Genomic DNA, 25,171 nt, shown 5'->3' on the forward strand with positions numbered 1-25,171 from the left:
CACTCTCTCATTGGATTGTCAAATAGATAAATCACAAGTGCTTGATTAACACAATCAACCAACAAAAAACACTTATAACCCCAAAAAATACAGCATCAATGTCGCGTCAATGGACTGTTGCAAGTCATTCATCTTTATCATAAAATAGCCACCCACATGCACAACTGATTTTTTTGTTTTTATTTATTGGATAACACCATGAATGTAACACTACGCCAGCTCAATGCCTTTATTGCGGTGGCTCGCCACAAAAGCTTTACCAAGGCAGCAGACGAGCTGTATTTAACCCAGTCGTCTTTGAGCGGATTAATCAAGGAAATGGAAAATCAGCTTGGCATTGTATTGTTTGACCGCACTACAAGGCAAATTCATTTATCAGATGCAGGTGAACGGCTGATGCCGTATGCCCTAAAGGTACTTGATGACATGCGTTTATTTAATGGGGAGATTTATGACATCAAAGACTACCACCAAGGCAAGGTACGCATCGCTGCCAGCCAGCAACTTGCCGCCACCATCATGCCCAAACTCATTCAAGAATTCAAGCAAACACACCCCGACATTCAGGTCAGTCTGATTGACTGTGGTATCGGCGAGGTGATGGAAAAAGTGCAGATTTTAGATGCTGATATTGGCATTGGTCCTGAATATCCATTTAGCAACAATATCGTGGCAAGCGAGCTGTTCTCATCACCTTTTTATCTTGTTGTAAAGCTTGGTCATGCACTTGCAGGCCTAAAAGAAGTGGCATGGCAAGACATTCCCAAAGGAGAGATCATCACACTACAATCCGCCTTTGCCGAGCAAATCCGCAACACCCTACCGACAGAGTTATCCAAGCGATTGTTTCGTGCAGATTATGAAGTAAATTTTTTATCCACAGCACTGGGTGTAACCCAAATGGGACTTGGCATTACTTTGGCATTAACTTATGCCAAAACTTGGGTAAAACAGCACAATCTTGTGATGATACCCATCACCACCCCAATGATTGAACGCAAATTTCTACTTTATGCTCACAAGCACCGCTCACCTACGCCTGCGGTGTTAGTGTTTCAACAATTCTTACAAGACCATGCAAAGAATTGGGGCGTACATAAAACATGATTGACCCACCGCTTTTTTGACAAAAAATAAATTTGGTCAAAATCATCATTTGGTCAAAATATATAGTATGCCCCACCAGCCAACCACATCACATCAAAACCCAAAACAAACAAAACGCCAAGCCTGCCCACCATCAATACCACAATAGGCAAGCAATGATGGTTTTGTGGTATCAGCATGATTAAAATCATGCAGTATCAAGGCTTTTTTTATTTCAAAATTTTTTACCATCAGTGTTTTTTTGTTTTAAAAACAAGATTTTGATTAAAAGCATTTACAACACCAAAAAAATTCTTTATGCTAAGTCAATCCACCTTACTTTTAAGGAATTATCCATGCCCATCATCACCCATAACACCGACCTCCATCGTTTTGAAACCACCATTGATGGCCTCACCGCTTATCTTAGCTATACTGATGATGGCAAGATATTGACTTATCATCACACCATTGTACCCAGTCAGTTGGGTGGTCAAGGGCTTGGCAAGGCATTGACCAAATATGCCTTAGACCATGCACATCATCATGGCAAAAAAGTTGTGCCAGCTTGTGGCTTTATTGCAGCTTATATTGACAAAAATCCAGAATACCAAGCCCTGCTGGCGTGATTTGACCCAATAATACAAGGAAGTCAATAATACAAGGAAGTATAATGAATCACGCATTAAATCACCTGTTTACACCGCCCTTTGATGTCTTAACTGACAACGAACGAAAAATGCTGGCCAATGCCAGTCAAATCATCTACCTGCCACAAAACACCGCCATTTGTCATGATTGGCGTGATGACTTATTCATTGTAATCAAAGGAAAATTAACCCAGCATCAAGATGGTGAGCTGGTCGCAGGATTGGCTGTGGGAGATTGGTTTGCTTTGACGGACAAGGACGGTCATGCCTTTGATGTCATCACCCAAGAACAAAGCCTACTCTACCATCTAAATGGCAAAATGATAAACGCCATCAGCCAAACAAATGAGCATTTACAAACACTATTATTTGCCGATCTTACCGCACGCAAATCCAAACAAGACGCACGCACCGCCCATAGTCAAAATCAACAAATGCTCTATCGCCCTGTATCTAGCATTGGTGAGCATATCCGTACGCCTCATTTTATCGCTGATACCGCCACACTATATGAAGCAACCTGTTGCATGGTAGCGGTTGATGCCAAGCACATTTTGGTCAATTCTCCAAATGGCGTAGGCATACTTACCCAAACCGATGTCTGCCGTGCCATCACAGATAAAGCAGATTTTATGACAACAGCAGTGCGTCATTACAGCAGGTTTGATTTGTACACCATTCACGAAAACCATGATTTAAGCGAAGCACTCATCATGATGATCGGTAAAAAAGTGCATCGCCTACCGATTGTTAATGACCAAGGAAATATTACAGGTGTGATTGGTCAAACCGAGCTTTTAAACTATCTGACCAATCAGTCCCAGCTCATCACACAACGCATCGATCAAGCCCAAAGCCTTGCTGATGTCGCAATAGGCGTTGAGATGATTGGCAAGTTTATCCGTCATCAGACACAAAGTGGCATGAAAATTCATGTCATTGGTCGTATCGTCCAAAGTCTTAACATCCATGTTTTTACCAAAGTATGGCAACTTATCGTCCCGCACAGCGTCATCGCCAACACCTGCATGATCGTCATGGGGTCAGAAGGTCGTGGTGAGCAGGTCATGCGTACCGACCAAGATAACGCACTCATCATTCGTGATGGGTTCATTGATGACAATTTACCACAATATGCCCAAAACTTTAACGATGCATTATTTGAGCTGGGCTATCCGTATTGTGATGGCAATATCATGATGACCAATCCTACTTGGCGAAAATCAATCAGCGACTTTAAAACCCAAGTTTCCTCATGGGTCGGAGCAACAGGTGGCGAGCCGATGGTGCACCTTGCCACACTCATAGACGCACACCCTGTATGTGGTGATGTGGCATTATTTCATGAACTAAAATCACACTGGCAGTATGTCGCCAAGCACACTCACGCTAATTTCATCAACCGCTTTGCTGCACCAACCTTACAAATGGCAAGCCGTGCAAATTTTTGGCAAAAATTCACAGGCGGTGCGGACAATGATATTGATCTAAAAAAGGCAGGCATATTTCCTATTGTACATGGCGTGCGTGCCTTGACACTTGAATATGGCATTGATGAGACCGGTACTCGCCAGCGTCTGCATCAACTGGCGACACTAAAAGTTATCGATGAAAAGACTGCTCAAAACATCACAGAAGCACTTGAATTTTTTCTAAGTAAACGCCTAGCAGTCGCTTTAATCACCGACAACAAGTCCGCCCGCAAGGTTAACCCAGATACACTCTCCTCACTGGAACGGGACCTACTCAAAGAAAGTCTTGCGGTGGTTAAATATTTCAAGGGCTTCATCACACGCCATTATCGTCTTGATGTGTTTGTAGGATAAATGAGTGCACCATGTTTGATTTTTTAAAAAAGATATTTAGTAATCATCAAAGACTTAAATCAAAAAGTAAATTAACCGATCTGGCATACGACTATTTATTTAATGAGCCACCTGCTGATGAGTGGGTAAGCCTAGATTTGGAACTGACTGGCCTAAATGCCAAAACTCACCATATCCTAAGTGTGGGGGCGGTCAAAATCAAACAAACAAATAAAAGCTTTGTCATTGATACCTCAGATATGCTCAGCATCATCTGCCACCCTCCTATCATGCCAGATACCAACAGCATCGTCATACATGGCCTGCGTCCTATTGATGTAGAAAGCGGCATGAACTATGACGAGATGCTAGATAAGCTATTACCATTCATCGGCAGTCGTCCCATTGTGGGCTTTTGCACAAGTATGGACATGGCTTTTATCAATACCCTCGCCAATTCAAAATTGGGCACCAAATTGCCCAATGCCTTGATTGATGTTGCCAATCTTGATCAAAAGCTCCGCCAAAAAATCAACAAAAACAGCGACATACCTATTGATAAACGCCATTTAAACGAGCTTTTAATTGCACACAAAATCCCCATATTGCCTGCACACGACTCAATGAATGATGCACTCATGACCGCCATGTTATTTTGTCATTTAAAAAGTCAATTGGGCTGATTTTACCAGCAGGCTACGCACCCAAATCAACCTAAAAATTCAAAAAAGATTACAGCACAAAGATGCTGGTTTTTGGTTGCAAATGTGCTAAACTAGCGAATATTTTTAGTCAATTTTAAGGATAATTATGAGCAGTCTGACCTCCGATCAAGTCGCCCTACAATTAGACAATTTGCCTGCATGGCAGCTAGATGGTAACAGCCTTGTGCGTTCCTATGAATTCAACGATTTTGCTTCTGTGGTAGCATTCATCGTCAAAGCATCATTTCACGCTCAGGCTCTTGAACATTATCCAGAATGGGAAAACTGCTACACCACACTTAAAGTACGCATCGGCAACATTGCAGGTGGCACACTACAAAGTCGAGATATTCAGCTTGCCAAGCGATTAGAAGCATCTTTTACCAACTAAACTCATAAAGCCAAGATAGCCACAACAAAGCTTTTTTGGCTTTTTATATCATCACAAACTTTAAATGGTCATTGAAAGACAATCACAAGGACAACCGTGCAAACATTTAGTCAAATTCTTTGGCAAGAAAATTTATCACTTTACAAGGCAACGCTTAACCTGCCTTTTAATCAGGAGCTGGCAGCAGGAACATTATCCAAGGAAGCTTTTAGCCATTATGTCATTCAAGATGCCCATTATCTGCTTGCCTATGGACGAGCACTTTCAGTTTGTGCTGCCAAGGCCTACCAAGCAGATGAGGTGATTTTGTTTAGTGATGCGGCAAAAGAGGCGATTGTAGTAGAGCGTTCGCTACATGATGGTTTTATGCAAGACTTTGGCATCAGCCGTGAAGACTTTTTGAACACTCCCTTAACATTAGCTTGCCATCATTACACTTCTTACTTGATTGCTTGTGCCTATGCCGACAGCTATCCTGTTGTGCTGGCAAGTTTATTACCATGCTTTTGGATTTATGCTAAGGTCGGCCAAGATATTTATGAAAAATCTGTGCCAAATAATCCTTATCAAGCATGGATTGATACCTATGCTGGTGCAGAGTTTCACACAGCAGTGCAAAAAGTCATTGATGTGATAGATAAGGTTGCAAAGCGTACCGATCAAGACACCTTGAACAAAATGCGTCAAGCATATACCGATGCCGCCAAATTAGAATGGCTGTTTTGGGAAAGTGCCTATCATCAGACAAAATGGCGTGGGCTTGATGAGTTAAGCTGATTAATCTTGACAGTGAATACAATTTATTTGATTTAGCAAAAAAAATAAAAATTTGCTAAAATGGCGGTTAATTTTTATATCAATTGACCGCCATTTATCATGATGAACCATCAACAGCCCACTTTTGATAGTCGCTCCATCGCCGAGTTTACCGAATCAGCCTACCTAAATTACGCCATGTATGTCATCATGGACCGTGCCTTACCGCACATTGCAGACGGACTCAAACCTGTCCAGCGTCGTATCGTTTATGCCATGAGCGAGCTTGGACTAAAACACACTGCCAAACCCAAAAAGTCTGCCCGCACCGTAGGTGATGTCTTGGGCAAATACCACCCACATGGCGACTCAGCCTGTTATGAAGCAATGGTACTGATGGCACAACCATTTAGTTATCGCTATCCACTCATTGCAGGGCAGGGCAACTGGGGCTCTGCTGATGACCCAAAATCATTTGCCGCCATGCGGTACACCGAAGCCAAAATGTCCAACTACGCCAATACACTATTGTCCGAACTAGAACAAGGCACAGTAGATTGGGTGGATAATTTTGACGGTTCATTAAAAGAGCCTGCCACTTTGCCCGCTCGCCTACCAAACATCTTATTAAATGGCACAACAGGCATTGCCGTTGGTATGGCCACCGACATTCCACCACACAATTTAACCGAAGTAGTCAAAACCTGCATTAAGCTACTTAAAAACCCAAATTTATCTGTGCGTGAGCTGTGCAACACTCTCATCGCCCCTGATTTACCAACTCACGCTGAAATCATCACCCCCCAAGATGAGCTGATCGCCATGTATGAGCAAGGGCGTGGCAGCTATAAAATGCGAGCAACTTATCGCATTGACCCAAAAGAAAAAAATATCGTCATCATTGATGCACTGCCCTACCAAGTCTCTGGCAATAAGGTCATCGAGCAAATTGCCAAGCTAATGACAGACAAAAAATTACCTTGGCTAAATGACATCAATGACGAGTCTGATCATGAAAATGCCTGCCGAATCCTTCTTGAATTCAAAAAAGGTAGGACCGACATTGACAAAATCATGAGCCATTTATTTGCTCTCACCGACCTTGAAACCAGTTTTCGGGTCAATATGAATATGATTGGTGTCAATGGCAAACCACAAGTTAAAAATTTAAAAACCATATTATCTGAATGGCTAGACTGTCGCCGTCAAGTGGTTATTCGCAGACTTGAGCATCACCTAAGCAAGATTGATCAGCGTCTGCATATCTTGGCAGGTCTGCTCGTGGCTTATTTGCACATTGATGAGGTGATTGCCATCATTCGCCATGAAGATGACCCAAAACTTGAACTGATGAGTCGCTTTGGGCTGACTGACACTCAAGCGGACGCCATTCTTGACATCAAACTTCGTCAACTTGCCAAACTAGAAGAAATAGAACTCAATGCCCAAAAGGACGCACTTGAACTTGAAAGAGCCACCATCATAGAACAGCTTGCCAGTCCAGAGCGTTTAACCACCCTACTCATTGATGAGCTGACCGCCGATATGAAAGCCCATGGCGATGAGCGAATGTCGCCTGTGGTAGTACGCCATGAGGCTGCCGCTATTAAGGCTACCGATTTGATCCCAAGTGAAGCGGTAACGGTCGTATTATCAAAGGCTGGTTGGATTCGTATGGCAAAAGGTCATGACATTGATGTGTCTGCCATGAATTTTCGCTCAGGCGATGAATATCAAGCATCTGCACAAGGCAAGTCTAATGAAAAACTGATTTTGCTTGACAATACAGGGCGTAGCTACGCCCTAGATGCCATCAACCTACCCTCTGCTCGTGGTCAAGGCGAACCCATCACCAGTATGCTAAACCCACCCACAGGGGCAAAAATTGAACAAATCTTATTTGGTGATAAATCAGACAGCGTACTGCTGGCAAGTACATCAGGCTACGGCTTTGTTGGTAAATTAAGTAACTTTGAAACCAACCAAAAAGCAGGCAAAGCCATCATCAACCTAAATGACTCTCAATTGGTGCCTATAAGCAACATCAAAGCTGACGATACCCTAGTCGCCGCTCTTACCAATTCAGGCTATTTACTGGTTTTTGAGCTGTCCGACCTACCAAGTTTGGTCAAAGGCAAAGGCAATAAAATCATCAACCTAAAAGATAAAGATAACGAAATGCTCATCAGCCTAGTTAGCCTAAACAGTACAGACAATCTTGTCATCACCGCAGGCAAACGCACGCTCACCATTAAGCCTGCTGATTTAACGGACTATATGGGCAAACGAGCTGGGCGTGGTGCAAGACTGCCAAAAGGCTACTGGAATGTGGCAGGCATGGAACGCATGGCAACACAGCACTAAGAAAAGCAAAGAGTGAATAAGGACGATGATTTTCGTCCTTATTTTTTGGCCATCATGTTCTAAAAAAACCCAAGACATCGCTTGGGTTTTTTATTATTCTTAGCCTTCTAATGGCACACCAATACGCAAAGCGACCTCTTCATAGCCCTCTACGACATCGCCTAAGCCTTGACGGAAACGATCTTTATCCAGTTTTTTCTTGGTTTCTTTATCCCACAGACGACAACCATCTGGAGAGAACTCATCACCAAGCACAATGCGACCATGGAACAGACCAAATTCCAATTTAAAATCAACAAGCATCAATCCTGCATCGTCAAAGATTTTACTCAATACTTCATTGACCTTATAGGTCAAAGCTTTCATCTGCTCAAGCTCATCAGCAGTAGCATAGCCTAATGCAACAGCGGTTGATTCTGACAGCATCGGATCGCCCAACGCATCGTCCTTGTAGAATAATTCAAAAGTTGGTGGCAAAAGTGGCAAGCCTTCTGCAAGACCCAATCGCTTCATCAGACCACCAGCGACATAGTTACGCACCACGCACTCTACTGGAATCATTTTTAAGCGTTTTACCAACACTTCATCTTCTGACAACTGACGCTCAAAATGCGTCTCAATGCCTGCCTCGCTCAGCTTTTGCATGATGAACGCATTAAAACGGTTATTTACCTTGCCCTTACGGTCAAGTTGAGCGATTTTCTCACCGTTGAATGCTGATGCGTCATTGCGAAAATGCAGTACGAGATAATCTTCATGCTCAGTCTCATAAACAGATTTGGCTTTACCAGTATACAATAGGGCTTGCTTTTGCATTTCAACTCTCTTGTTTTAATTAAAAAGGTATAAAAAAATTAAAATATGGTCGTTTAGTTTACCGTTGGCGGTTTTGGTAGGGCAAATTGTTTGCCAAATTTATTTGTCAAACTGGTGTCCACCTGCCCCACATTTGGTGTAGGGTATAATGGGGTAAACTCAGCAGTAGGCTGATCAGCTGGTAGCTTGATGGGGTCAAGTTTTTTACTAGATTGATAATCCAAACTGCCATCATCTCGCTTGCCCAACCAGTCTTTGGTCGCACTACAACCAGTCAATGCCACAGTAGCGGCAAATACCAATGCACTAATTTTTAATGTTGTATTCATAGTTATCCTTTGTTTAACCTTGCCAACCCAAGTTTGGACAAAAATTAGACCAAATTCGCCTTAGCGAGTGCTGCATCAATGACAAGCTGGTTTTCTGCCGATAGCCAAACCAGTGGCAAACGAATGCCTTTATCAATCTTGCCCATCTTGTGCAAGGCGTACTTGATTGGCTGTGGACTAGATTCACAAAATAGGTCTTTATGTAGGTGTTTAACGGGGTCATGAATGGCGTTTGCCTGATCAAAATCACCAGCCAATGCCAGTTCAAACACTTGGCTCATCACCTTTGGAGCGACATTAGATGTCACAGAAATATTGCCTTGTGCACCATGCTTGATCAGCTCTAGTGCTGTTGGGTCATCACCTGATAACACAATCATATGCTCGCCCACCGCTTTGATGAGTGCCACACCACGCTCAATATTGCCTGTTGCATCTTTGATGGCAACGATATTTGGCAAAGTCATCAAACGCTCAACAGTCTGCTGGCTGATGTCCACCACGGTGCGACCTGGCACATTATACAGCATCTGAGGCATATCAACCGCCTCAGAGATGGCTTTATAGTGCTGATAAATGCCCTCTTGGGTTGGCTTGTTATAATAAGGTGCGACCAATAATGCACAGTCAGCACCAGCATCTTTGGCGGCAGTGGTCAGCTCTATGGCTTCAAGTGTGTTGTTCGCCCCTGTCCCTGCAATGACTGGCACACGCCCCGCAACATATTTTACAAAAAATTGCATGACCTCAATGTGTTCTTCCATCGATAATGTCGCCGATTCGCCTGTTGTTCCCACCGCCACAAGTGCATGCGTACCCTCGGCAATTTGCCAGTCAATAAGCCTAGCAAGTGCATCGTAATCCACTGACCCATCTGTCTTCATCGGCGTAACCAAGGCGGTGATAGAGCCTTGTAATTTTGACTTAATATTTTGATATGTATCTGTCATGAGATTGCCAATTTTTTCAAAAATTTAAAAGAAAGTAAAACCATCAAAAATAAGTCTAGTTTATCATAATTAATTTGGCTTTTGACGGATTTTTCGGAATTTATTTTACAAATTTATGTTACTCAATACGCATACCGATGATGGCAGGCGTGCCTTGGCGAATCAGCTGTACTGGCACAACACCTTTTTTGGGCAAACTTTGTACCGCCAGTGCCATCTCTTCGACATGGGAAGTTGGGCGACCATTTAAGCCCAAAATCACATCACCTACTTGTATGCCTGTGCGTGCCGCCAATCCCATGGGGCTAACCGCAGTAATGATGACGCCCCCTTGCACACCAAAATTGGCGAGTGCCTCCTGCTCGGCTGGCGAAAGCTCTTTTAGACGCAAGCCCAATTTTAGGCCGTTATTATTTGGACGCTCTCCACCTGCAAAGACATCGGTTGGTGCTTCATCAAACCGACCTTGTGCCACATAGGTTTGTTTGCCTCTTTGATAAGTTAAATGAAAAACATCATTCGGCTTAGTACGGTTTAGTAGGTTTAGAAGTTCTGCAGCCTGACTGATGGGCACGCCATTAAAACTTAGCACCAAATCCCCCACCGCCAACCCTGCCATATCTGCTGGCGAACCTGCCCCCACTCTGGTTAAAAGTGCACCTTGGGGACGAGCCAGCCCATACACTTCGGCAAGGTTTCTATCAACATCTTGCACGACAATGCCCAATGCTGAACGACGCACCCGACCCGTCGTTTTGATTTGCTCATAAATATGCAAGACGGTATCAATTGGTATGGAAAATGACAATCCCATATAACCGCCTGTGTCGCTAAAAATATGTGAGTTGACACCCACAACTTCGCCCTGCTGATTGAACAAAGGGCCGCCAGAATTGCCAGGGTTTAGTGCAACATCTGTCTGAATGAATGGCACGGCAGCATCAGGGGTGATATTGCGAGATTTGGCAGAGACAATCCCTGCTGACGCTGAATAATCAAAGCCAAATGGCGAGCCAATCGCCAATACAGGCTCACCCACTCTCAACACTCGGTCGGACATGGTCAGTGCAGGAAACCGATCACCCTCCACCTTTAAGACCGCAATGTCTGACGCTTCGTCCGAACCAACCAACACTGCGTCCATCTCCGTGCGATCATTGAGCGTTACCGTAATCGTCTGCACCCCTTCAACAACATGACGATTGGTTATGACATAGCCATCTTTACTGATGAAAAATCCTGTTCCAAAGCCTTGTTCAATCGTCGGTACATTCACCTGCTCGCCCAAATACTGCCCCAGCATCTGTGCCTGCGTACGCATCATCTCACCGTCAGTGATGGGCTTGGTGGTAGAAATGCGTACCACACCAGAAGACACCCGCTCAACCAAATCGGCAAAATCCACTTGTGTTACTGCCTGTGCTGACGATAACAAAGGATTGTTTGGCAAAATGGTCGCTAATGACAAAGTACACGCCAATAAGGCTGGTTTAATGATTGTACGCATTTTTATTATCCTTTAATGATGATTTTTGGCATAATACATGAATCATGATATTTTAATAAAAATAACCAGAAGTTTCTTTGATGATAAAATCCACACAATAGCTTAACATTTGCCACACACCATATTTGCCAAGCCTGACTCACGCTTAAAAACACGCCCAAAAGACACAAAGCTGATCAAATTTTCTAAAAACTGCACAGGTCTTAACCTACAAACCCACTGCCTCACGAATGCGACTTGCCACCTCATCAGTGCTACCACTTGCATCAATGCGACAAATGCGTTCACTGTTTTTATTAAATCCGTATTCTAGGCCTTGATATACTTTATCAAAAAAACTGGTGTCCAATGACTCAAAACGGTCTGCCTGACTACGATTTTTCGCCCTTGCCATGCCTATGGCAACATCTAGGTCTAGCCACAGCGTAATATCTGGCAAGCGTGGTACGAAGTTTTTTATCAACAAATCAATCTTATCAAGTGCTGATTGCTCTCCATGAAAACGCCCAAAACCCTGATAGGCCACCGTGCTATCAATAAATCTATCACAAACAACCCACTTGCCAGCATCTAAAGCAGGCAAAATCGTCTTGTATGAGTGGTCAGCACGAGCAGCAAACATAAGAAGCAGCTCGGTATCATCGTGTAGGATACTGTTTTTATTCAATAAAATACCACGAATCAGCTCTGCCATATCCGCCCCACCTGGCTCACGAGTGCGTACATATGCCACACCAAGCTCGTCCAAATGCCGACAAAGCCCATCAATGGCTGTGGTTTTGCCCACACCTTCTGTTCCTTCAAAACTGATAAATTTTGGTGCGATATTCATGACTGTCCTTTTTAAAACCATAATTATTTATTGCCACTAAAATCTATTCACTCATTGATTTATGACTATTTGTTGCTATTGTTTGTTTGCCATGACCACACGGTACTGAGCAACGGCACGGTTATGCCCATCTAAGGTTTGGCTAAATTTATGTCCACCCTTACCTGTCGCCACAAAATACAACGCCTTAGTGTCAGCAGGGTGCATGGCAGCATCGATAGATGCTTTTGATGGCAAGGAAATTGGCGTAGGTGGCAACCCATTGATTTGATAGGTATTATAAGCGGTTTTCTCGTTAATATTGGAGCGGTAAATTTTGCCATCATAGCGGTCAAACAGTCCATAAATGATGGTTGGGTCGGTTTGTAGCCGCATATTTTTGCCCAAGCGATTGACAAAAACTGCCGATACCTGCCATCTTTCATCAGCAATGCCTGTTTCTTTTTCAATGATGCTTGCCATGATGAGTGCCTCATATTTATCCTTATAAGGCAAGCTTTTGTTGCGATTACTCCAAGCAGCATCTAAAATTTGTTGCTGGGCATCATAAAGTTTTTGTAAGATTTTTTTATCACTTGTGCCTTGCTCAAAAAAATAAGTATTAGGTGCAAACTGACCTTCCAAATTGCCATTCACCGCAGAAACGCCTAATGCTGCCGCTACCTTCTTGTTGTCTTTCATGGCATCTACCCACGAATAATTGTCCGTTCGTGGTGTCAGCACCTCAAGCACCACGCCATCAGTATTTTTAATGGTATGATACAAGTCCTTGATATTTTTACCTTCAATGATTTGCACCCTAATCATTTGCATATCAGAACCCTTTGACAGGATGTCCACGACCTGTTTTAGGCTGGCATTAGCAGGGATTTGATACATGCCTTCTTTTAAGGACGCATGGGCATACACTTTTAAATACAATTTGGTTACAAAGCTTGATGAAAACAGCGAGGTTTGCCATGGGCGATTAACCAGTAGCCCATGATAAGTATCACCCTTTTTGACGGTTAATGTTTGTGCTTTTTGGTCGGTTTTAGCAAACAAACTCATATAAACAATGCTCACCAACAGCGTCAAAAGTGCAAGCATCATCAACTTTATCAGCCATAGCGACTTAGGTTTTTTTGATACACGCTGTTTTTTATTTGATTTTTTTGGTTTTTTAACTTTAAGTTTTTGAGCAGCTTTTGTCATAGATGTTTAAATGTCAGTTCAAATTGCCGTTATTGTACCATGTTTGTGATGGTTTCAATGTCGCTAAATGTTTCTAAAATTATCTAGATGCGATTTCACAACATCACAAAAATCATGCGGCAATCTTTGTACCACCTCACCAATCATCAACGCATGGATGGGCATTACGCCACGCACTGCATTACAAAAAGCAAGCCCATCAATTTTGAACAAATCATCATTGGTCAATCTGCGTTCATCAAGACCAAATTTTGTCATGATTACCTGACGCATCACACCATTGACCCCACATCTGCTCACAGGCGGGGTATGCCAAGCATCATCAAGCCGATAAAACACATTACTCATAGCACCGCTCACCCACTCATCAGACATACTTGCCACCAAACCCTCGACAACATTATGATGATTTTTTTGTAGGCTTTGTAGTTCTTGATGAATAAAAACTTGCTCATGACTGCTGATCAGTTTTAGCCCAGCAAAGCGTGGTGTGCGTAGAGATAGTTTTTCGCTCAAACACACTGCCATGCCAGACGATTGGCAAGGAATGTCGTCATAAAAACACACCCCCTGATAGATGTCTGATGACACAGCCTTAATCAATACGCACGACTCATCGCTCTCATAACCATAGCCACGCACACTTTGAACACCACGAGTGATGATGATTTTTATCATGCCTTGGTGTATTTGTTTTGCCAAATCAGCAAGTGCCACCATCAAAGCATCAGTATCCACCAAAAACTCAAAGCATTTTGATGACTGTATCAACCTATCTTGATGACCTTTGGCAAATAAAATCTGACCACGACATACACCCATCGTGCTAAAAAAACCATCGCCATACGCCAAACCACGATTATCCATGATTTGATGATGATTCATCAACTTGCCATCGTGAAAAATAAAATATGCCATCAATGTCGCCCGCTACCTAATGATTCTTAGGGTGGTTGTCAATCATTTTTGAAAAACAATCCGACATTGATAATTCATACAATCTGCCATGATAACGCCAGCCATCTTATCACCAAAAGGTTTGTTTGGGTGATGCAAAATTGTCTGCACCAACTGTTCGCCATCAACGCCAGCATAAGCACCCATCATGGCATACACTTTTTGGGCATAATTGAGACTGGCTTGTTTTTGACGCTCATCATCTTTTGGGGCAGCATAGTACCATGCCACCTCTAATACATCATCAGACTCAATGACATAAAAAGGCGGTTCAGCCCTGCCAGAAAATCGGTACTTTTTGGCATGATTGCCATAAAAATCAAGTGTATTTTCTTGTGTTGCGGTTGTACCAAGTTTGGTTTTTAGCTGTTCAAAATCGACTGATTGCTTGGGGCTTTTTGTCCAATGACTTGTGTCATAGTTGACAGGGGCGTAGATTTTGCTTTCGCCATCGTCTTGTACAACTTTTTCGGCAGAAGAGATGGGGCGAAACATCAAAAACGCCACAACAGCAAACACGATGAACAAGGCGACAATAAACAAAGCAAATCTGGATTTTTTGGTAGTGTTGGTCATGATGGTTGATTAAAAATAAGATTGACCTTATTGTACCTAAAATTTAAAAAACTTGCTATTTTTTGATAAATACTGAAAAATAAACACATCTTTTCTTACAATTTTTCTTACAAAACCTAGCTTTACATAAGATTCAAAAACACGACATTTAAAAAATTGGAAAAATCATGCAGCATTTTATCGTCATTGGCAATCCCATCAATCATTCAAAAAGCCCACAAATCCATCATGCCTTTGCTGATAGTATCGGAGCAAATATTCGCTATTGTAGACAATTTTGCCCTGATGATGTCGCAAGTTTTCGTGCGGTGGTTGAGGCGTTTTTTCATGGGGGTGGCACAGGGGCAAACATCACTTTGCCTTTTAAAGAAATTGCTTTTCAATTGTGCCAAAGTTTGAGCGAGTACGCCTACACCGCTAAAGCTGTGAACACGCTCATTATGCAAGATGGCAAACTGCACGGCGATAACACAGATGGGCAAGGATTGGTGGCGGACTTAAATACGCAAGGCATTGATCTAAAAGACAAAAATATTGCCATCATTGGGGCAGGTGGGGCAACTCGTGGCATCATCTTACCCCTTATTGAACAGGGTGCAAAATTAACCATCTTTAACCGTACGCTCACCAAGGCAGAAACTTTGCAAAATGACTTTAAAAGTTTGGGCAAAATCACAGTGCATACCTTAGACACTTTGGCAACTGGTAATCCTAGCTTTGATGTCATCATCAATGCCACAAGTGCCACCACCACAGGACAAACGCTCAGTCTATCGCCAAATCTTTGCACTCAATTTGCCTACGACATGATGTACGGCAAGCCATCAGCATTTTTAAATCACTTTGCCAAGCAAGGCGTACGCACATCAGACGGCTATGGCATGCTCATCAATCAGGCCAAAATCGCCTTTGAACTGTGGACAGGGGCAAAAATCAACCTAGATGCCGTAGATTTACCCATTAACTCATAATTAATATTTATAATTAAATTATTTTATTATGAAAATAATTTATATAATATAAAAAGTTGCATAATTTTGGTGTGTTTTCATGTATATTGAAAGCAGATGTGCATGATGCACATCTTGACATTTGACAATTTCACAACTTATTACCAACTAGGATAGGATATGCTGAATTACAAAGCCCCTTTAAGAGACATCAAATTTTTGATGAATGAAGTGTTTGATTTTCAGGCACATTACAAGACCTTGGATAATGGCGATGGTGCAGATGCCGAATCGGTTGAGATGATTTTGGCAGGATTTGCCGATTTTGCCCAAAATATGCTCGCCCCCATCTATCAAGACGCAGATGCCGAAGGGTGCCACTTTAAAGACAACGAGGTAACCACACCCAAAGGCTTTAAAGAAGCATACCAAGCATTTGTTGAGGGTGGCTGGCAAGGCATTTCTTACCCAGAAAAATTTGGTGGCATGAATCTACCAATGTCTTTAAATCTCATCAAATCTGAGATGATGGGTACAGCCAACTGGCCATGGGCAATGTATCCTGGTTTGTCCATTGGTGCGGTAAATACCATTTTACAATATGGAGATGACGCACAAAAAGATACCTACCTGCCCAAGCTCGTCTCTGGCGAATGGTCTGGGACGATGTGCTTGACCGAAGCACAAGCAGGCACCGACTTAAATCAAATGAAAACTCGTGCCACGCCAAATGATGATGGTACTTATAGCATTACAGGCACAAAAATCTTCATCAGTGCAGGTGAGCACGATTTGACCGAAAACATCATTCACATCGTATTAGCTCGCCTACCTGATGCACCAGAAGGGACAAAAGGCATCTCATTGTTCATCGTGCCAAAATTTTTGGTAGATGGTCATGGGGAAATGGGTAAACGCAATGCCGTAACTTGTGGTTCAATTGAGCACAAAATGGGCATTTCATCATCAGCAACTTGCGTACTAAACTTTGATGGAGCAACAGGCTATCTGATTGGCGAGCCAAACAAAGGTCTAAAAGCCATGTTTACCTACATGAATACTGCGCGTATTGGCACAGGCATTCAGGGCTTGGCTCATATGGAGTTGTCATTCCAAAACTCTCTACCCTATGCCAAAGAGCGCCGCTCCATGCGTGCCTTATCAGGCACCAAAGAGCCCAGCCAAGCAGGTGATGCCATCATTCATCATGCTGATGTACGCCGTATGCTACTGACCCAAAAAGCATTTAGCGAGGGTGCTCGTTCTATGATTTATCATTCAGCACGCTATGCCGACCATCTATCCAATGCGGTGGTTCGTGGCGATGAAGATGAGATTAGAAAATGGGACAATAAGCTTGGTTTTTATACACCGATTTTAAAGGGATTTTTGACAGAGCTTGGTATTGAATGTGCCAAACATGGACAACAAATCTATGGCGGACACGGCTACATCAAAGAAACAGGCATGGAGCTTATTGCTCGTGATGCTCGCATTTCAACACTGTATGAAGGAACAACAGGCGTACAGGCACTTGACCTATTAGGTCGCAAAGTGTTACTGCATGGTGGTGGCAAACTGGTACGAGACTACACCGCAGGCATTATGAAGTGGTGTGGTGAATACGCCCTAGACAAAGACATGCGTCAGTATGTTTGGGCATTGACCAAATTGTGTGCCGAATGGAATATGCTGACCACACGCCTACTATTGGCTGCCAGAAAGGACCGTGATATCGTCTCGGCAGCATCTGATGATTATCTGATGTATGCAGGCTATGTCATGATGGCATACCACTGGGCAAGAATGGCGGCGGTTGCTTTTGATAAAATGAAAAATGGCGGCGAACAGCCTCGTGAATTTTATCTTGCCAAGACACAAACCGCCAAATTCTACTTTGAAAAAATTCTACCACGCAGTGATGCTCACGCCAGTGCCATGACCACACCAAGCGATGTCATGACACAGATGGACATTGAGCATTTTGCGTTTTTGGATTGATTGACTTCACAGCACCAAAAAAGGACGGAAAATTTACCGTCCTTTTTTTATTGCCAAAGATTGCAAAAGTGGGCAAAATCCCCTATCATTCCTACACGCACTTTCTTGGAGAATCTCATGAAAACACCTGCCCTATCCGCCCTACTACTGGCACTGAGCCTAAGCGTGGCAACACCTGCGATGGCGAATGACTTTGACACCGCCGTGTCTTACTATGATTCACAAAATTACAGCCAAGCCTTTACCATCTTTAAACGCCTAGCCGAACAAGGGGATGCAGAGGCTCAATATAATTTGGGCTATATGTATCGCAATGGATACGGCGTGAAGCAGGATTATACACAGGCGGTGGCTTGGTATAAGAAAGCAGCTGAGCAGAGGGTTGCATTAGCCCAATCTAATTTGGGCAATATGTATAGCGATGGACACGGCGTACGCCAAAGCCATGCCGAAGCCTTAGCATGGTGGCAAAAAGCCTATGCCCAAGGTGACGCAACAGCCGCCTACAACATCGGGGTAAAATATCATAATGGCGAGGGCGTACACCAAAGCCTAAGCACCGCCAAAGAATGGTATGGCAGAGCCTGTGATTTGGGATACCAAGAAGGCTGTGATCAGTACAGACGCTTAAACCAACGAGACTACTGACCATCCGCCACACTCAAAAAAAAGCGTGTCATGCACGCTTTTTTTGTTTTGAGCTACTGACCGATTAAGGGCGAATCTCCCCATGCCCGAACACCACCCATTTTTGGGAGGTCAGTCCATGCAGTCCCACATGACCTCTGGCGTGGATTTTGTCCGTTGAGATACTAATCTCTGCTCCCAGTCCATATTCAAAGCCATCAGCAAAACGACTCTCATTGATTACCAAACGATCCAGCCAAGCCTCATCTAGCCCACCATCTCTGCCTGCTGCCACATCTTTGGCGTTCTCAGCCAAGATGTCGGCTTTTTGGGCAAGCATTGCCGTCTTAATTGCCGCCAGTGCGGTATTTTTGGTCTGGGTGTCTGCCGCCGCCAACGCTCGGCTGGCTGCTCTGGCTTGCTTGCCAAGCTGATTCATATACACATCAATATTCATGCCATCTCTCCATTTGCTCATCTTAATTTATCTGGCGAAATTGCCCTATCATAGCAATCAGTCGGCGATTTTTCCATGAAAATTCACAAAAAATTTCACCAAAATGCCAAACTTTTTTATAGATTATTAAAAATTCTTGAAAACCAACAAAAAACATTTGCCTTTTTGTGCGGTTTTGGCGAAAATAACCCATTATTCTTTTGATATTTTAAGCAACATTCCTATGACCGACACTCGTTCCATCGCCTTAGATTTACAAGACATTCATAAAAGTTACGGCTCATTACAAGTGCTAAAAGGCGTATCTTTGACCGCCCATGATGGCGATGTCATCAGCATTCTTGGTTCATCAGGTTCAGGCAAATCCACCCTGCTTCGCTGTATCAATCTACTAGAAAACCCCACGCAAGGCAAAATCATCGTTGGTGGTAAAGAGCTGATTTTAACCAACAAAAAAGGGGAATTGGCTGCCAAAAATCCAAAACAGCTTGAAGATTTACGCTCAAAAATCGGTTTTGTTTTTCAAAACTTCAACCTGTGGCCACACAAAACCATCTTAGACAACATCATTGAAGGCCCAACCCAAGTACTCAAACAACCCAAATCGCAAGCAATCGCTGAAGCTGAACAACTGCTGGACAAAGTCGGCCTGCTGGACAAGAAAAATGCTTATCCAGACAACCTTTCTGGCGGTCAGCGTCAGCGTGTGGCGATTGCTCGTGCCTTGGCAATGAAGCCACAAGTCTTGCTGTTTGATGAACCAACCTCAGCACTTGACCCAGAGCTTGTCAATGAAGTACTTGCTGTCATGCGAGAGCTTGCTGGCGAAGGTCGCACCATGCTCATCGTTACTCACGAGATGCGTTTTGCTCGTGAGGTTTCTGATAAAATCGTCTTTTTGCATCAAGGACGCATTGAGGAAATGGGCACGCCTGCTGAAGTTTTTGACAATCCAAAATCCGAACGAGTGCGTGAATTTATGGCCTCGCACCGCTCCTAAATTCATTCAGTTTTTAGCTTTTATTTGGTTTTTTCGTTTTATTTTTATCAAGGATTTTTTATGAAAATTTCCCAATTAGGCAGTATCGCAGCCATCGCTCTTGCCCTAGTCGCCTGTGGTAACAAACCAGAGACTCAAACCACCACTGAGGCAAGCAAAGCTGACACAAACTCAGCTGGCGAACAGCGTCATCTGAAAATCGCCACCGAGGCAGCTTATCCTCCATTTAATGACACCGCCCCAGATGGTAAAATTATCGGTTTTGATATTGATGTGATGAATGCCATCTGTGCTGAAATCAACGCCAAATGCGAAATTGTCGCCCAAGATTGGGACGGTCTGATTCCAGGTCTTAATGCCAAAAAATATGACGCCATCATCGCAGGTATGTCCATCACGCCAGAGCGTCTAGAACAAGTAGATTTTAGCGAACCTTATTTTTCAAATACCATCATCTGGCTATCAAAAACAGACGGCAGTTTTGACCCAAATAACATAAAAAACACCATCTTGGGCGGTCAACGCTCAACCACAGGTGCTGCTTATATTGCCCAAAAATATGACGGCAAAGACGGCAATACCGTTCAGTTATACGACACCTATCTTAATGCTTATCTTGACCTACAAGCAGGTCGTAACGCTGCTGTCATGGCAGAAAAAGTCTCTGCTGCTGAATGGCTAAAACAAGGGCGAGAAGGCTTTGGTCTGGTGGGCGAAGAGATTGACAATAACGACAATATCGGGATTGCTGTGCGTAAAGGCGACGAGCTGAAAAACGAGTTCAACACTGCTCTTGCCAAGCTCAAAGAGTCTGGCAAACTGGCAGAAATTGAAGCGGCAAATTTTAAATAATTGACTCACATCATCAAATGATTAACCAATAGGAATACAGCAATGAAATTAAAACTAATTAGTGCCTTGACCTTAACCGCTTTTATCAGTGCCTGTGGTGGAGATAAAGCCCCTGCTGAACAATCAGCCAAAACAGCCTCTGACACTGCCACAAAACAAATCCGCATTGCCACCGAGTCTAGCTTTAAACCATTTAGCTACTTAGATGCCAGCGGTAATTTGGTTGGTTTTGAAATTGACCTTGCCAACGCACTTTGCCAAGAGATGCAAGCCACCTGCGATATCCAAAGCCAAGATTGGGAAGGGCTAATCCCAGGGCTTCAAGCCAAAAAATATGATGCGGTGATGGCTGGTATGTCTGCCACCGAAGAACGCGCCAAAGTCGTAGATTTTAGCGACTCTTATTTTAACAACACTTTGGTATTGCTTGGCAAAAAAGGTGTTGAGCTGTCTGCTACTGCTCTTGACGGTAAGAACATCGCCGTACAGCAAGCCACAGTATCAGCAGACTATCTAGCCAACCAACAACCCAATGCCATCGTTAAGGCTTATGACAAACAAGACAACGCCTATCTTGACCTATCAGCTGGGCGTGTTGATGGCATGATGTCTGACATTGTCCCTGCACTAGACTGGCTAAAAACCGATACAGGTGCAGACTTTGAGGTTAAAGGCGAGCCAGTTGACATCAACGATACCGTTGCCATTGCCTTGCGTAAAAATGACCCGCTAAAAGATGAGTTTAATAACGCACTTGCCAAATTAAAAGAGTCTGGCAAATACGATGAACTGGTCAGCAAGTATTTTTAATGCCTGTCATGTGAATATTTTTTTGATGTTCATGTCATAAAATCATCTATCATTTAGGGCGTATCTTTGGATACGCCCTAAATTACCCTACCGTACTGCTTGGCAAATAGGCAAACCATTCATGATGAGAGCTTAGCCATCATCTTGATCATTGCCTTGCCCATCAACAACGCAAATCTAAAAAAATAAATGTTTTAAGGCGTGTAAAATTTTGTTAAAATAATCGGTTTGGGTCGGTTAATTTGATGACTGATGCCCAAATTGCTTATTTTTATCTTGTCGTATATCTTGTTGATATAGGTATATATTGTGATATCCGTCTTTTTATAGGGCATTTTTGTGTTTGACCTACAAGGCTACGGCCCAATTTTACTACAAGGCACATGGCTCACCATTGAGCTTGGTTTCATCAGTCTCATCATCGGCTTGGTGCTGGGTCTGCTTGGTGCTGCCGCTAAGCTGTCTGGCATTTGGCTACTGCAACGCATCGCTGATGCTTATACAACAGTGGTGCGTGGTGTGCCTGAACTTCTCATGGTGTTTTTTGTTTATTTTGGTAGTGATGCACTGATACAAATCATCGCCACCCAAATCGGTCATACAGATCGCATTGATATGAGTAGATTTTGGGCAGGTGTGGCGGCATTGTCCATCATGTTTGGTGCATACGCAACCGAAGTGTTTCGCATGGCGATACAAGAAATACCAAAAGGTCAGTGGGAGGCTGCACACAGTCTTGGTATGCGTCCAATCCAAACGGTCAGACGCATTATCCTACCACAAATGTGGATTGTCGCTTTGCCTGGTCTGGGCAATCTGACTCTTGTACTACTAAAAGACACCGCCCTTGTATCACTGATTGGCTTGCAAGATTTGATGTACTATGCAGGCCGAGCCTCCCAAAGCACCCAACAGCCATTTACTTTTTATATCGTGGCAGCGTTCATCTATTTGGCACTGACGACCATCGTTACTTTATTGATGACGCATTTTGAGTGGCGAGCCAATCCTGCGGCACGCTATGCCAAGGCACTTGCCAAGGGCAAAGGGGGACAAGCATGAGTCTAAATTGGACAGCCGTTGTAGAACATCTACCCACCATGCTAAAAGCATCTGTCATCACCATTGAACTGGTGGCGATATCCTGCGTATTTGGCTTGATTTTTGGGGTGGTGTTGGGGCTGCTGCGTTCATCTAAGCATATTTGGATTAAAGCACTGCCCTTTGTGTATATTTTCTTTTTTCGTGGGACACCACTACTCATTCAGATTTTTTTGATTTATCAAGGGCTTGGGCAGTTTGAATTTGTCAAAGACAGCTTTTTGTGGGAGCCAATCTTTCAAAAGGCCTACTGGTGTGCCATCATCGCCTTTACGCTCAACACCGCCGCCTACATCGCCGAAATCGTGCGTGGGGCGATTGTTGCCATTCCCAAAGGCGAGCTAGAAGCAGCCGACGCCATCGGTATGTCAAAATGGCAAAAAATACACCGCATCATGTTGCCACGAGCCTTTGGCATCATGCTCCCTGCATATAGCAATGAGGTCATCTTTATCCTAAAAGGCAGTGCCTTGGCAGCATCAATCACACTGGCAGAGCTGACCTACGCCGCCAAAAATCTTTCTGCCAAAAACTATATGCACATTGAGATGTACACCGCCGCTGGTGTGATTTATCTGATTTTGGCATGGGTCATCATGATTGGTTTTAGACTCTTTGAAAACCGCATCAACAAGCACAAACGCCATGCACCGCCAACAGCATCATAAATAAACAACACGCCCCATTGCCAAAGACAATAAATTTTATATGATGAGGTGGCTATTTTTTTAGGAGAGCCAATCATGAAACTCAAATATGCCCTATCCACTGCCCTGCTGGCAATAAGCCTAAGCATAACCGCCCCTGCGATGGCCGATGACTGGGATACAGCCATGTCCCATTATGACAATCAAAACTACAACCAAGCTTTTTCCATCTTTAAAAGACTGGCAGAGCAAGGGAATGCGTCAGCTCAATATAATTTGGGCGTGATGTACGATGAAGGACTGGGTGTTAAGCAAGACGACGCTCAGGCGGTGTGGTGGTATCAAAAGTCAGCAGAGCAAGGATATGCAGATGCTCAATTTAATTTGGGCAATATGTATTACAATGGGCAAGGCATACGCCAAAGCCATGCCAATGCGATGACATGGTGGAAAAAAGCCTATACCCAAGGCCATGCAAAGGCCACCTATAACATTGGGATTTTGTATGATAACGGAGATAGCGTACACCAAAATAAATCAACTGCCAAAAAATGGTATGGCGAAGCCTGTGATCTGGGCCATCAAGGTGGCTGTAATGAATACAGAAAGCTTAATCAGGCAGGCTACTGATCTACCGCTACATCAAATAGCAACAGCAAGTAGGGGCGAAAAACATTTCGCCCCTACGATTTGCCCGAATGATTTATCCACATGATTTGATGATAAAAATAAAAACAATCATTGACATGAATGCGTATGGCAAATCTACGCACAGCCACAGCACATCACACAAACAAGGCATTCACCGCCTTTTCATCAAATTCATAAGACTGCCCACAAAACCCACAATCGAGTGCAAGCACGCCACCGTGTGCGTCTAAGGCGTGCAGTGCCTCTTGATGCCCCAGCTGAAAGATTGCTCCTTCGCTTTTTTGTGCCGAGCAAGTACAGCCAAATTCTAGCGGACTGGCCTCTGGTATTGCCACCTGCTCTTCGTGATACAGACGATACAAGATCTCATCAGCATCAAGCTCGGTCAGCTCATCTGCCCGAATCGTGCTGGTCAAGGCACTCATACGCTCCCATAGGTCTGGGTCGTTTTCACGGTCTGCGTCTGTCTGTGGCAAAAGCTGTACCAAAATACCACCAGCCGCCTCATCACTGGTGGCAAGTTTTAGTAGCGTTGGAATCTGTGCCGACTGCTTTTGATAATGTGCCAAACACTCGGCCAAGTCATCGCTCACACGCTCTACGATGCCTTGATATGCCTCGCCTCGCTCTGGGTGAATGCTGATAAACAACACGCCCTGACCAAGCTGTGCAAATGCCTGACGGCTTGTGGTTGCATTCTGCCATTCATCGGCATTTTTAAACCCTGCCAACGCTCGCACCTGTCCTGTGTGGTCGCATTCTGCCATCGCCCATGACAAAGGGGCATTTTCATCTGATGATTGTAATTGTACAGACAGCCTGCCATTGATTTTGAGTGTACCTATCAGCAAACTGGCCGAAACCAACATTTCACCAAGCAAGGCCTTGATGGCAGTGGGGTAGTTTTTCTTGGTGATGACAGTCTGATAAGCATCAGATAAGCGTACCACATCACCACGCACAGGCGAATGCTCAATAAAAAAACGCTGGCGGTATTGCAAAGGGGGTTGAATATCGGTCATGACAGCTCTTCTTAACAAGAATATAAAACAAAAATATAAAATAAAACGCCATCACTACATGGGGACAAGCTGATAAATTGCAAATCATCAACAAACCCATAAAATTCCAACCAAGCCTAGTGCACATTTGTGCTAT

25 protein-coding genes and 1 pseudogene are annotated in these 25,171 nt (G+C 43.7%); 16 read left to right on the forward strand and 10 right to left on the reverse strand.

Annotated features, from left to right (window positions below):
* Positions 1-198: 198 nt before the first annotated feature.
* The 7 genes from U9670_RS05530 to parC all read left to right on the forward strand — a co-directional run bounded on the left by U9670_RS05530 (position 199) and on the right by parC (position 7,756).
* Positions 199-1,107: a LysR family transcriptional regulator gene (locus tag U9670_RS05530; protein ID WP_323841077.1), complete on the forward strand. Its 909-nt coding sequence runs from the start codon at positions 199-201 to the stop codon at positions 1,105-1,107.
* Between the two features lie 335 nt (positions 1,108-1,442).
* Positions 1,443-1,715, forward strand: a complete 273-nt coding sequence (locus tag U9670_RS05535) for a GNAT family N-acetyltransferase (RefSeq protein WP_323841076.1) — start codon at positions 1,443-1,445, stop codon at positions 1,713-1,715.
* 44 nt (positions 1,716-1,759) lie between these two features.
* Positions 1,760-3,562, forward strand: coding sequence for a DUF294 nucleotidyltransferase-like domain-containing protein (locus tag U9670_RS05540; protein WP_323841075.1), 1,803 nt, complete (start codon positions 1,760-1,762; stop codon positions 3,560-3,562).
* 11 nt (positions 3,563-3,573) lie between these two features.
* On the forward strand, positions 3,574-4,224 hold the full coding sequence (locus U9670_RS05545) for a 3'-5' exonuclease (RefSeq protein ID WP_323841074.1): 651 nt from the start codon (positions 3,574-3,576) through the stop codon (positions 4,222-4,224).
* A 127-nt stretch (positions 4,225-4,351) separates the two neighbouring features.
* A complete protein-coding gene (locus tag U9670_RS05550) occupies positions 4,352-4,636 on the forward strand; it encodes a 4a-hydroxytetrahydrobiopterin dehydratase (RefSeq protein WP_323841073.1) in 285 nt (94 codons plus the stop codon).
* A 96-nt stretch (positions 4,637-4,732) separates the two neighbouring features.
* On the forward strand, positions 4,733-5,413 hold the full coding sequence (gene tenA / locus U9670_RS05555) for a thiaminase II (protein WP_323841072.1): 681 nt from the start codon (positions 4,733-4,735) through the stop codon (positions 5,411-5,413).
* 99 nt (positions 5,414-5,512) lie between these two features.
* Positions 5,513-7,756 (forward strand): DNA topoisomerase IV subunit A, encoded by a 2,244-nt coding sequence (parC, locus tag U9670_RS05560; RefSeq protein WP_323841071.1) that lies wholly within the window; start codon positions 5,513-5,515, stop codon positions 7,754-7,756.
* 99 nt (positions 7,757-7,855) lie between these two features.
* On the opposite strand, the gene purC is transcribed toward parC, so the two are convergent.
* The 8 genes from purC to U9670_RS05600 form a co-directional block, all read right to left on the reverse strand.
* Complete coding sequence (gene purC, locus U9670_RS05565; protein ID WP_323841070.1) at positions 7,856-8,572, reverse strand: phosphoribosylaminoimidazolesuccinocarboxamide synthase; 717 nt, start codon at positions 8,570-8,572, stop codon at positions 7,856-7,858.
* Positions 8,573-8,625: 53 nt separating this feature from the next.
* A complete protein-coding gene (locus tag U9670_RS05570) occupies positions 8,626-8,901 on the reverse strand; it encodes a hypothetical protein (protein ID WP_323841069.1) in 276 nt (91 codons plus the stop codon).
* Positions 8,902-8,945: 44 nt separating this feature from the next.
* Positions 8,946-9,851: a 4-hydroxy-tetrahydrodipicolinate synthase gene (gene dapA, locus U9670_RS05575; protein ID WP_323841068.1), complete on the reverse strand. Its 906-nt coding sequence runs from the start codon at positions 9,849-9,851 to the stop codon at positions 8,946-8,948.
* Positions 9,852-9,969: 118 nt separating this feature from the next.
* On the reverse strand, positions 9,970-11,358 hold the full coding sequence (locus U9670_RS05580; RefSeq protein WP_323841067.1) for a trypsin-like peptidase domain-containing protein: 1,389 nt from the start codon (positions 11,356-11,358) through the stop codon (positions 9,970-9,972).
* A 208-nt stretch (positions 11,359-11,566) separates the two neighbouring features.
* On the reverse strand, positions 11,567-12,184 hold the full coding sequence (tmk, locus tag U9670_RS05585) for a dTMP kinase (RefSeq protein ID WP_323841269.1): 618 nt from the start codon (positions 12,182-12,184) through the stop codon (positions 11,567-11,569).
* Between the two features lie 81 nt (positions 12,185-12,265).
* A complete protein-coding gene (gene mltG, locus U9670_RS05590; RefSeq protein ID WP_323841066.1) occupies positions 12,266-13,384 on the reverse strand; it encodes an endolytic transglycosylase MltG in 1,119 nt (372 codons plus the stop codon).
* A 63-nt stretch (positions 13,385-13,447) separates the two neighbouring features.
* Positions 13,448-14,302: an aminotransferase class IV gene (locus tag U9670_RS05595; RefSeq protein ID WP_323841065.1), complete on the reverse strand. Its 855-nt coding sequence runs from the start codon at positions 14,300-14,302 to the stop codon at positions 13,448-13,450.
* A gap of 42 nt (positions 14,303-14,344) precedes the next feature.
* Positions 14,345-14,917 carry a hypothetical protein gene (locus U9670_RS05600; RefSeq protein WP_323841064.1) on the reverse strand — a complete coding sequence of 191 codons (573 nt, stop codon included), beginning with the start codon at positions 14,915-14,917 and terminating at the stop codon, positions 14,345-14,347.
* A gap of 164 nt (positions 14,918-15,081) precedes the next feature.
* Here U9670_RS05600 and aroE point away from each other — a divergent pair, with 164 nt between their 5' ends.
* The 3 genes from aroE to U9670_RS05615 all read left to right on the forward strand — a co-directional run bounded on the left by aroE (position 15,082) and on the right by U9670_RS05615 (position 18,516).
* Positions 15,082-15,888, forward strand: coding sequence for a shikimate dehydrogenase (gene aroE / locus U9670_RS05605; RefSeq protein ID WP_323841268.1), 807 nt, complete (start codon positions 15,082-15,084; stop codon positions 15,886-15,888).
* A gap of 159 nt (positions 15,889-16,047) precedes the next feature.
* Positions 16,048-17,868, forward strand: a complete 1,821-nt coding sequence (locus U9670_RS05610) for an acyl-CoA dehydrogenase C-terminal domain-containing protein (protein WP_323841063.1) — start codon at positions 16,048-16,050, stop codon at positions 17,866-17,868.
* Between the two features lie 117 nt (positions 17,869-17,985).
* The gene (locus U9670_RS05615; protein WP_323841062.1) at positions 17,986-18,516 is read left to right on the forward strand and encodes a tetratricopeptide repeat protein; all 531 of its coding nucleotides are present in this window, start codon (positions 17,986-17,988) and stop codon (positions 18,514-18,516) included.
* A gap of 64 nt (positions 18,517-18,580) precedes the next feature.
* On the opposite strand, the pseudogene U9670_RS05620 reads toward U9670_RS05615, so the two are convergent.
* A pseudogene (locus tag U9670_RS05620) lies at positions 18,581-18,742 on the reverse strand (gamma-glutamyl-phosphate reductase); the annotation flags it as partial.
* Positions 18,743-19,175: 433 nt separating this feature from the next.
* Between U9670_RS05620 and U9670_RS05625 the strand changes: the two are divergent.
* The 6 genes from U9670_RS05625 to U9670_RS05650 all read left to right on the forward strand — a co-directional run bounded on the left by U9670_RS05625 (position 19,176) and on the right by U9670_RS05650 (position 23,992).
* Entirely contained in the window at positions 19,176-19,952 is a 777-nt protein-coding gene (locus U9670_RS05625) for an ABC transporter ATP-binding protein (protein WP_323841061.1), read from the forward strand.
* A 60-nt stretch (positions 19,953-20,012) separates the two neighbouring features.
* A complete protein-coding gene (locus U9670_RS05630) occupies positions 20,013-20,804 on the forward strand; it encodes a transporter substrate-binding domain-containing protein (protein WP_323841060.1) in 792 nt (263 codons plus the stop codon).
* Positions 20,805-20,846: 42 nt separating this feature from the next.
* Complete coding sequence (locus U9670_RS05635) at positions 20,847-21,614, forward strand: transporter substrate-binding domain-containing protein (protein WP_323841059.1); 768 nt, start codon at positions 20,847-20,849, stop codon at positions 21,612-21,614.
* Between the two features lie 339 nt (positions 21,615-21,953).
* Positions 21,954-22,676, forward strand: coding sequence for an ABC transporter permease (locus U9670_RS05640; protein ID WP_323841058.1), 723 nt, complete (start codon positions 21,954-21,956; stop codon positions 22,674-22,676).
* Entirely contained in the window at positions 22,673-23,383 is a 711-nt protein-coding gene (locus tag U9670_RS05645; protein ID WP_323841057.1) for an ABC transporter permease, read from the forward strand. The genes U9670_RS05640 and U9670_RS05645 overlap by 4 nt, the downstream gene beginning before the upstream one ends.
* Positions 23,384-23,458: 75 nt before the next feature.
* Positions 23,459-23,992 (forward strand): tetratricopeptide repeat protein, encoded by a 534-nt coding sequence (locus tag U9670_RS05650; protein WP_323841056.1) that lies wholly within the window; start codon positions 23,459-23,461, stop codon positions 23,990-23,992.
* Positions 23,993-24,147: 155 nt separating this feature from the next.
* Here U9670_RS05650 and hslO read toward each other — a convergent pair whose 3' ends face one another.
* The gene (gene hslO / locus U9670_RS05655; protein ID WP_323841055.1) at positions 24,148-25,035 is read right to left on the reverse strand and encodes an Hsp33 family molecular chaperone HslO; all 888 of its coding nucleotides are present in this window, start codon (positions 25,033-25,035) and stop codon (positions 24,148-24,150) included.
* Positions 25,036-25,171: the final 136 nt, after the last annotated feature.

The sequence above is a fragment of the Moraxella tarda genome, from assembly GCF_035181405.1.
In the GTDB taxonomy this organism is placed as follows: Bacteria; Pseudomonadota; Gammaproteobacteria; order Pseudomonadales; family Moraxellaceae; genus Moraxella.

Bases quoted from the DNA above. Each gene is read 5' to 3' on its own strand.
- U9670_RS05580 (WP_323841067.1), bottom strand. From the start codon at position 11,358: ATGCGTACAATCATTAAACCAGCCTTATTGGCGTGTACTTTGTCATTA.
- purC (WP_323841070.1), bottom strand. From the start codon at position 8,572: ATGCAAAAGCAAGCCCTATTGTATACTGGTAAAGCCAAATCTGTTTAT.
- U9670_RS05570 (WP_323841069.1), bottom strand. From the start codon at position 8,901: ATGAATACAACATTAAAAATTAGTGCATTGGTATTTGCCGCTACTGTG.
- U9670_RS05610 (WP_323841063.1), top strand. From the start codon at position 16,048: ATGCTGAATTACAAAGCCCCTTTAAGAGACATCAAATTTTTGATGAAT.
- mltG (WP_323841066.1), bottom strand. From the start codon at position 13,384: ATGACAAAAGCTGCTCAAAAACTTAAAGTTAAAAAACCAAAAAAATCA.
- U9670_RS05630 (WP_323841060.1), top strand. From the start codon at position 20,013: ATGAAAATTTCCCAATTAGGCAGTATCGCAGCCATCGCTCTTGCCCTA.
- U9670_RS05615 (WP_323841062.1), top strand. From the start codon at position 17,986: ATGAAAACACCTGCCCTATCCGCCCTACTACTGGCACTGAGCCTAAGC.
- U9670_RS05625 (WP_323841061.1), top strand. From the start codon at position 19,176: ATGACCGACACTCGTTCCATCGCCTTAGATTTACAAGACATTCATAAA.
- parC (WP_323841071.1), top strand. From the start codon at position 5,513: ATGATGAACCATCAACAGCCCACTTTTGATAGTCGCTCCATCGCCGAG.
- U9670_RS05595 (WP_323841065.1), bottom strand. From the start codon at position 14,302: ATGGCATATTTTATTTTTCACGATGGCAAGTTGATGAATCATCATCAA.
- U9670_RS05635 (WP_323841059.1), top strand. From the start codon at position 20,847: ATGAAATTAAAACTAATTAGTGCCTTGACCTTAACCGCTTTTATCAGT.
- U9670_RS05650 (WP_323841056.1), top strand. From the start codon at position 23,459: ATGAAACTCAAATATGCCCTATCCACTGCCCTGCTGGCAATAAGCCTA.
- dapA (WP_323841068.1), bottom strand. From the start codon at position 9,851: ATGACAGATACATATCAAAATATTAAGTCAAAATTACAAGGCTCTATC.
- U9670_RS05545 (WP_323841074.1), top strand. From the start codon at position 3,574: ATGTTTGATTTTTTAAAAAAGATATTTAGTAATCATCAAAGACTTAAA.
- U9670_RS05645 (WP_323841057.1), top strand. From the start codon at position 22,673: ATGAGTCTAAATTGGACAGCCGTTGTAGAACATCTACCCACCATGCTA.
- hslO (WP_323841055.1), bottom strand. From the start codon at position 25,035: ATGACCGATATTCAACCCCCTTTGCAATACCGCCAGCGTTTTTTTATT.
- U9670_RS05540 (WP_323841075.1), top strand. From the start codon at position 1,760: ATGAATCACGCATTAAATCACCTGTTTACACCGCCCTTTGATGTCTTA.
- U9670_RS05550 (WP_323841073.1), top strand. From the start codon at position 4,352: ATGAGCAGTCTGACCTCCGATCAAGTCGCCCTACAATTAGACAATTTG.
- U9670_RS05600 (WP_323841064.1), bottom strand. From the start codon at position 14,917: ATGACCAACACTACCAAAAAATCCAGATTTGCTTTGTTTATTGTCGCC.
- U9670_RS05535 (WP_323841076.1), top strand. From the start codon at position 1,443: ATGCCCATCATCACCCATAACACCGACCTCCATCGTTTTGAAACCACC.
- U9670_RS05530 (WP_323841077.1), top strand. From the start codon at position 199: ATGAATGTAACACTACGCCAGCTCAATGCCTTTATTGCGGTGGCTCGC.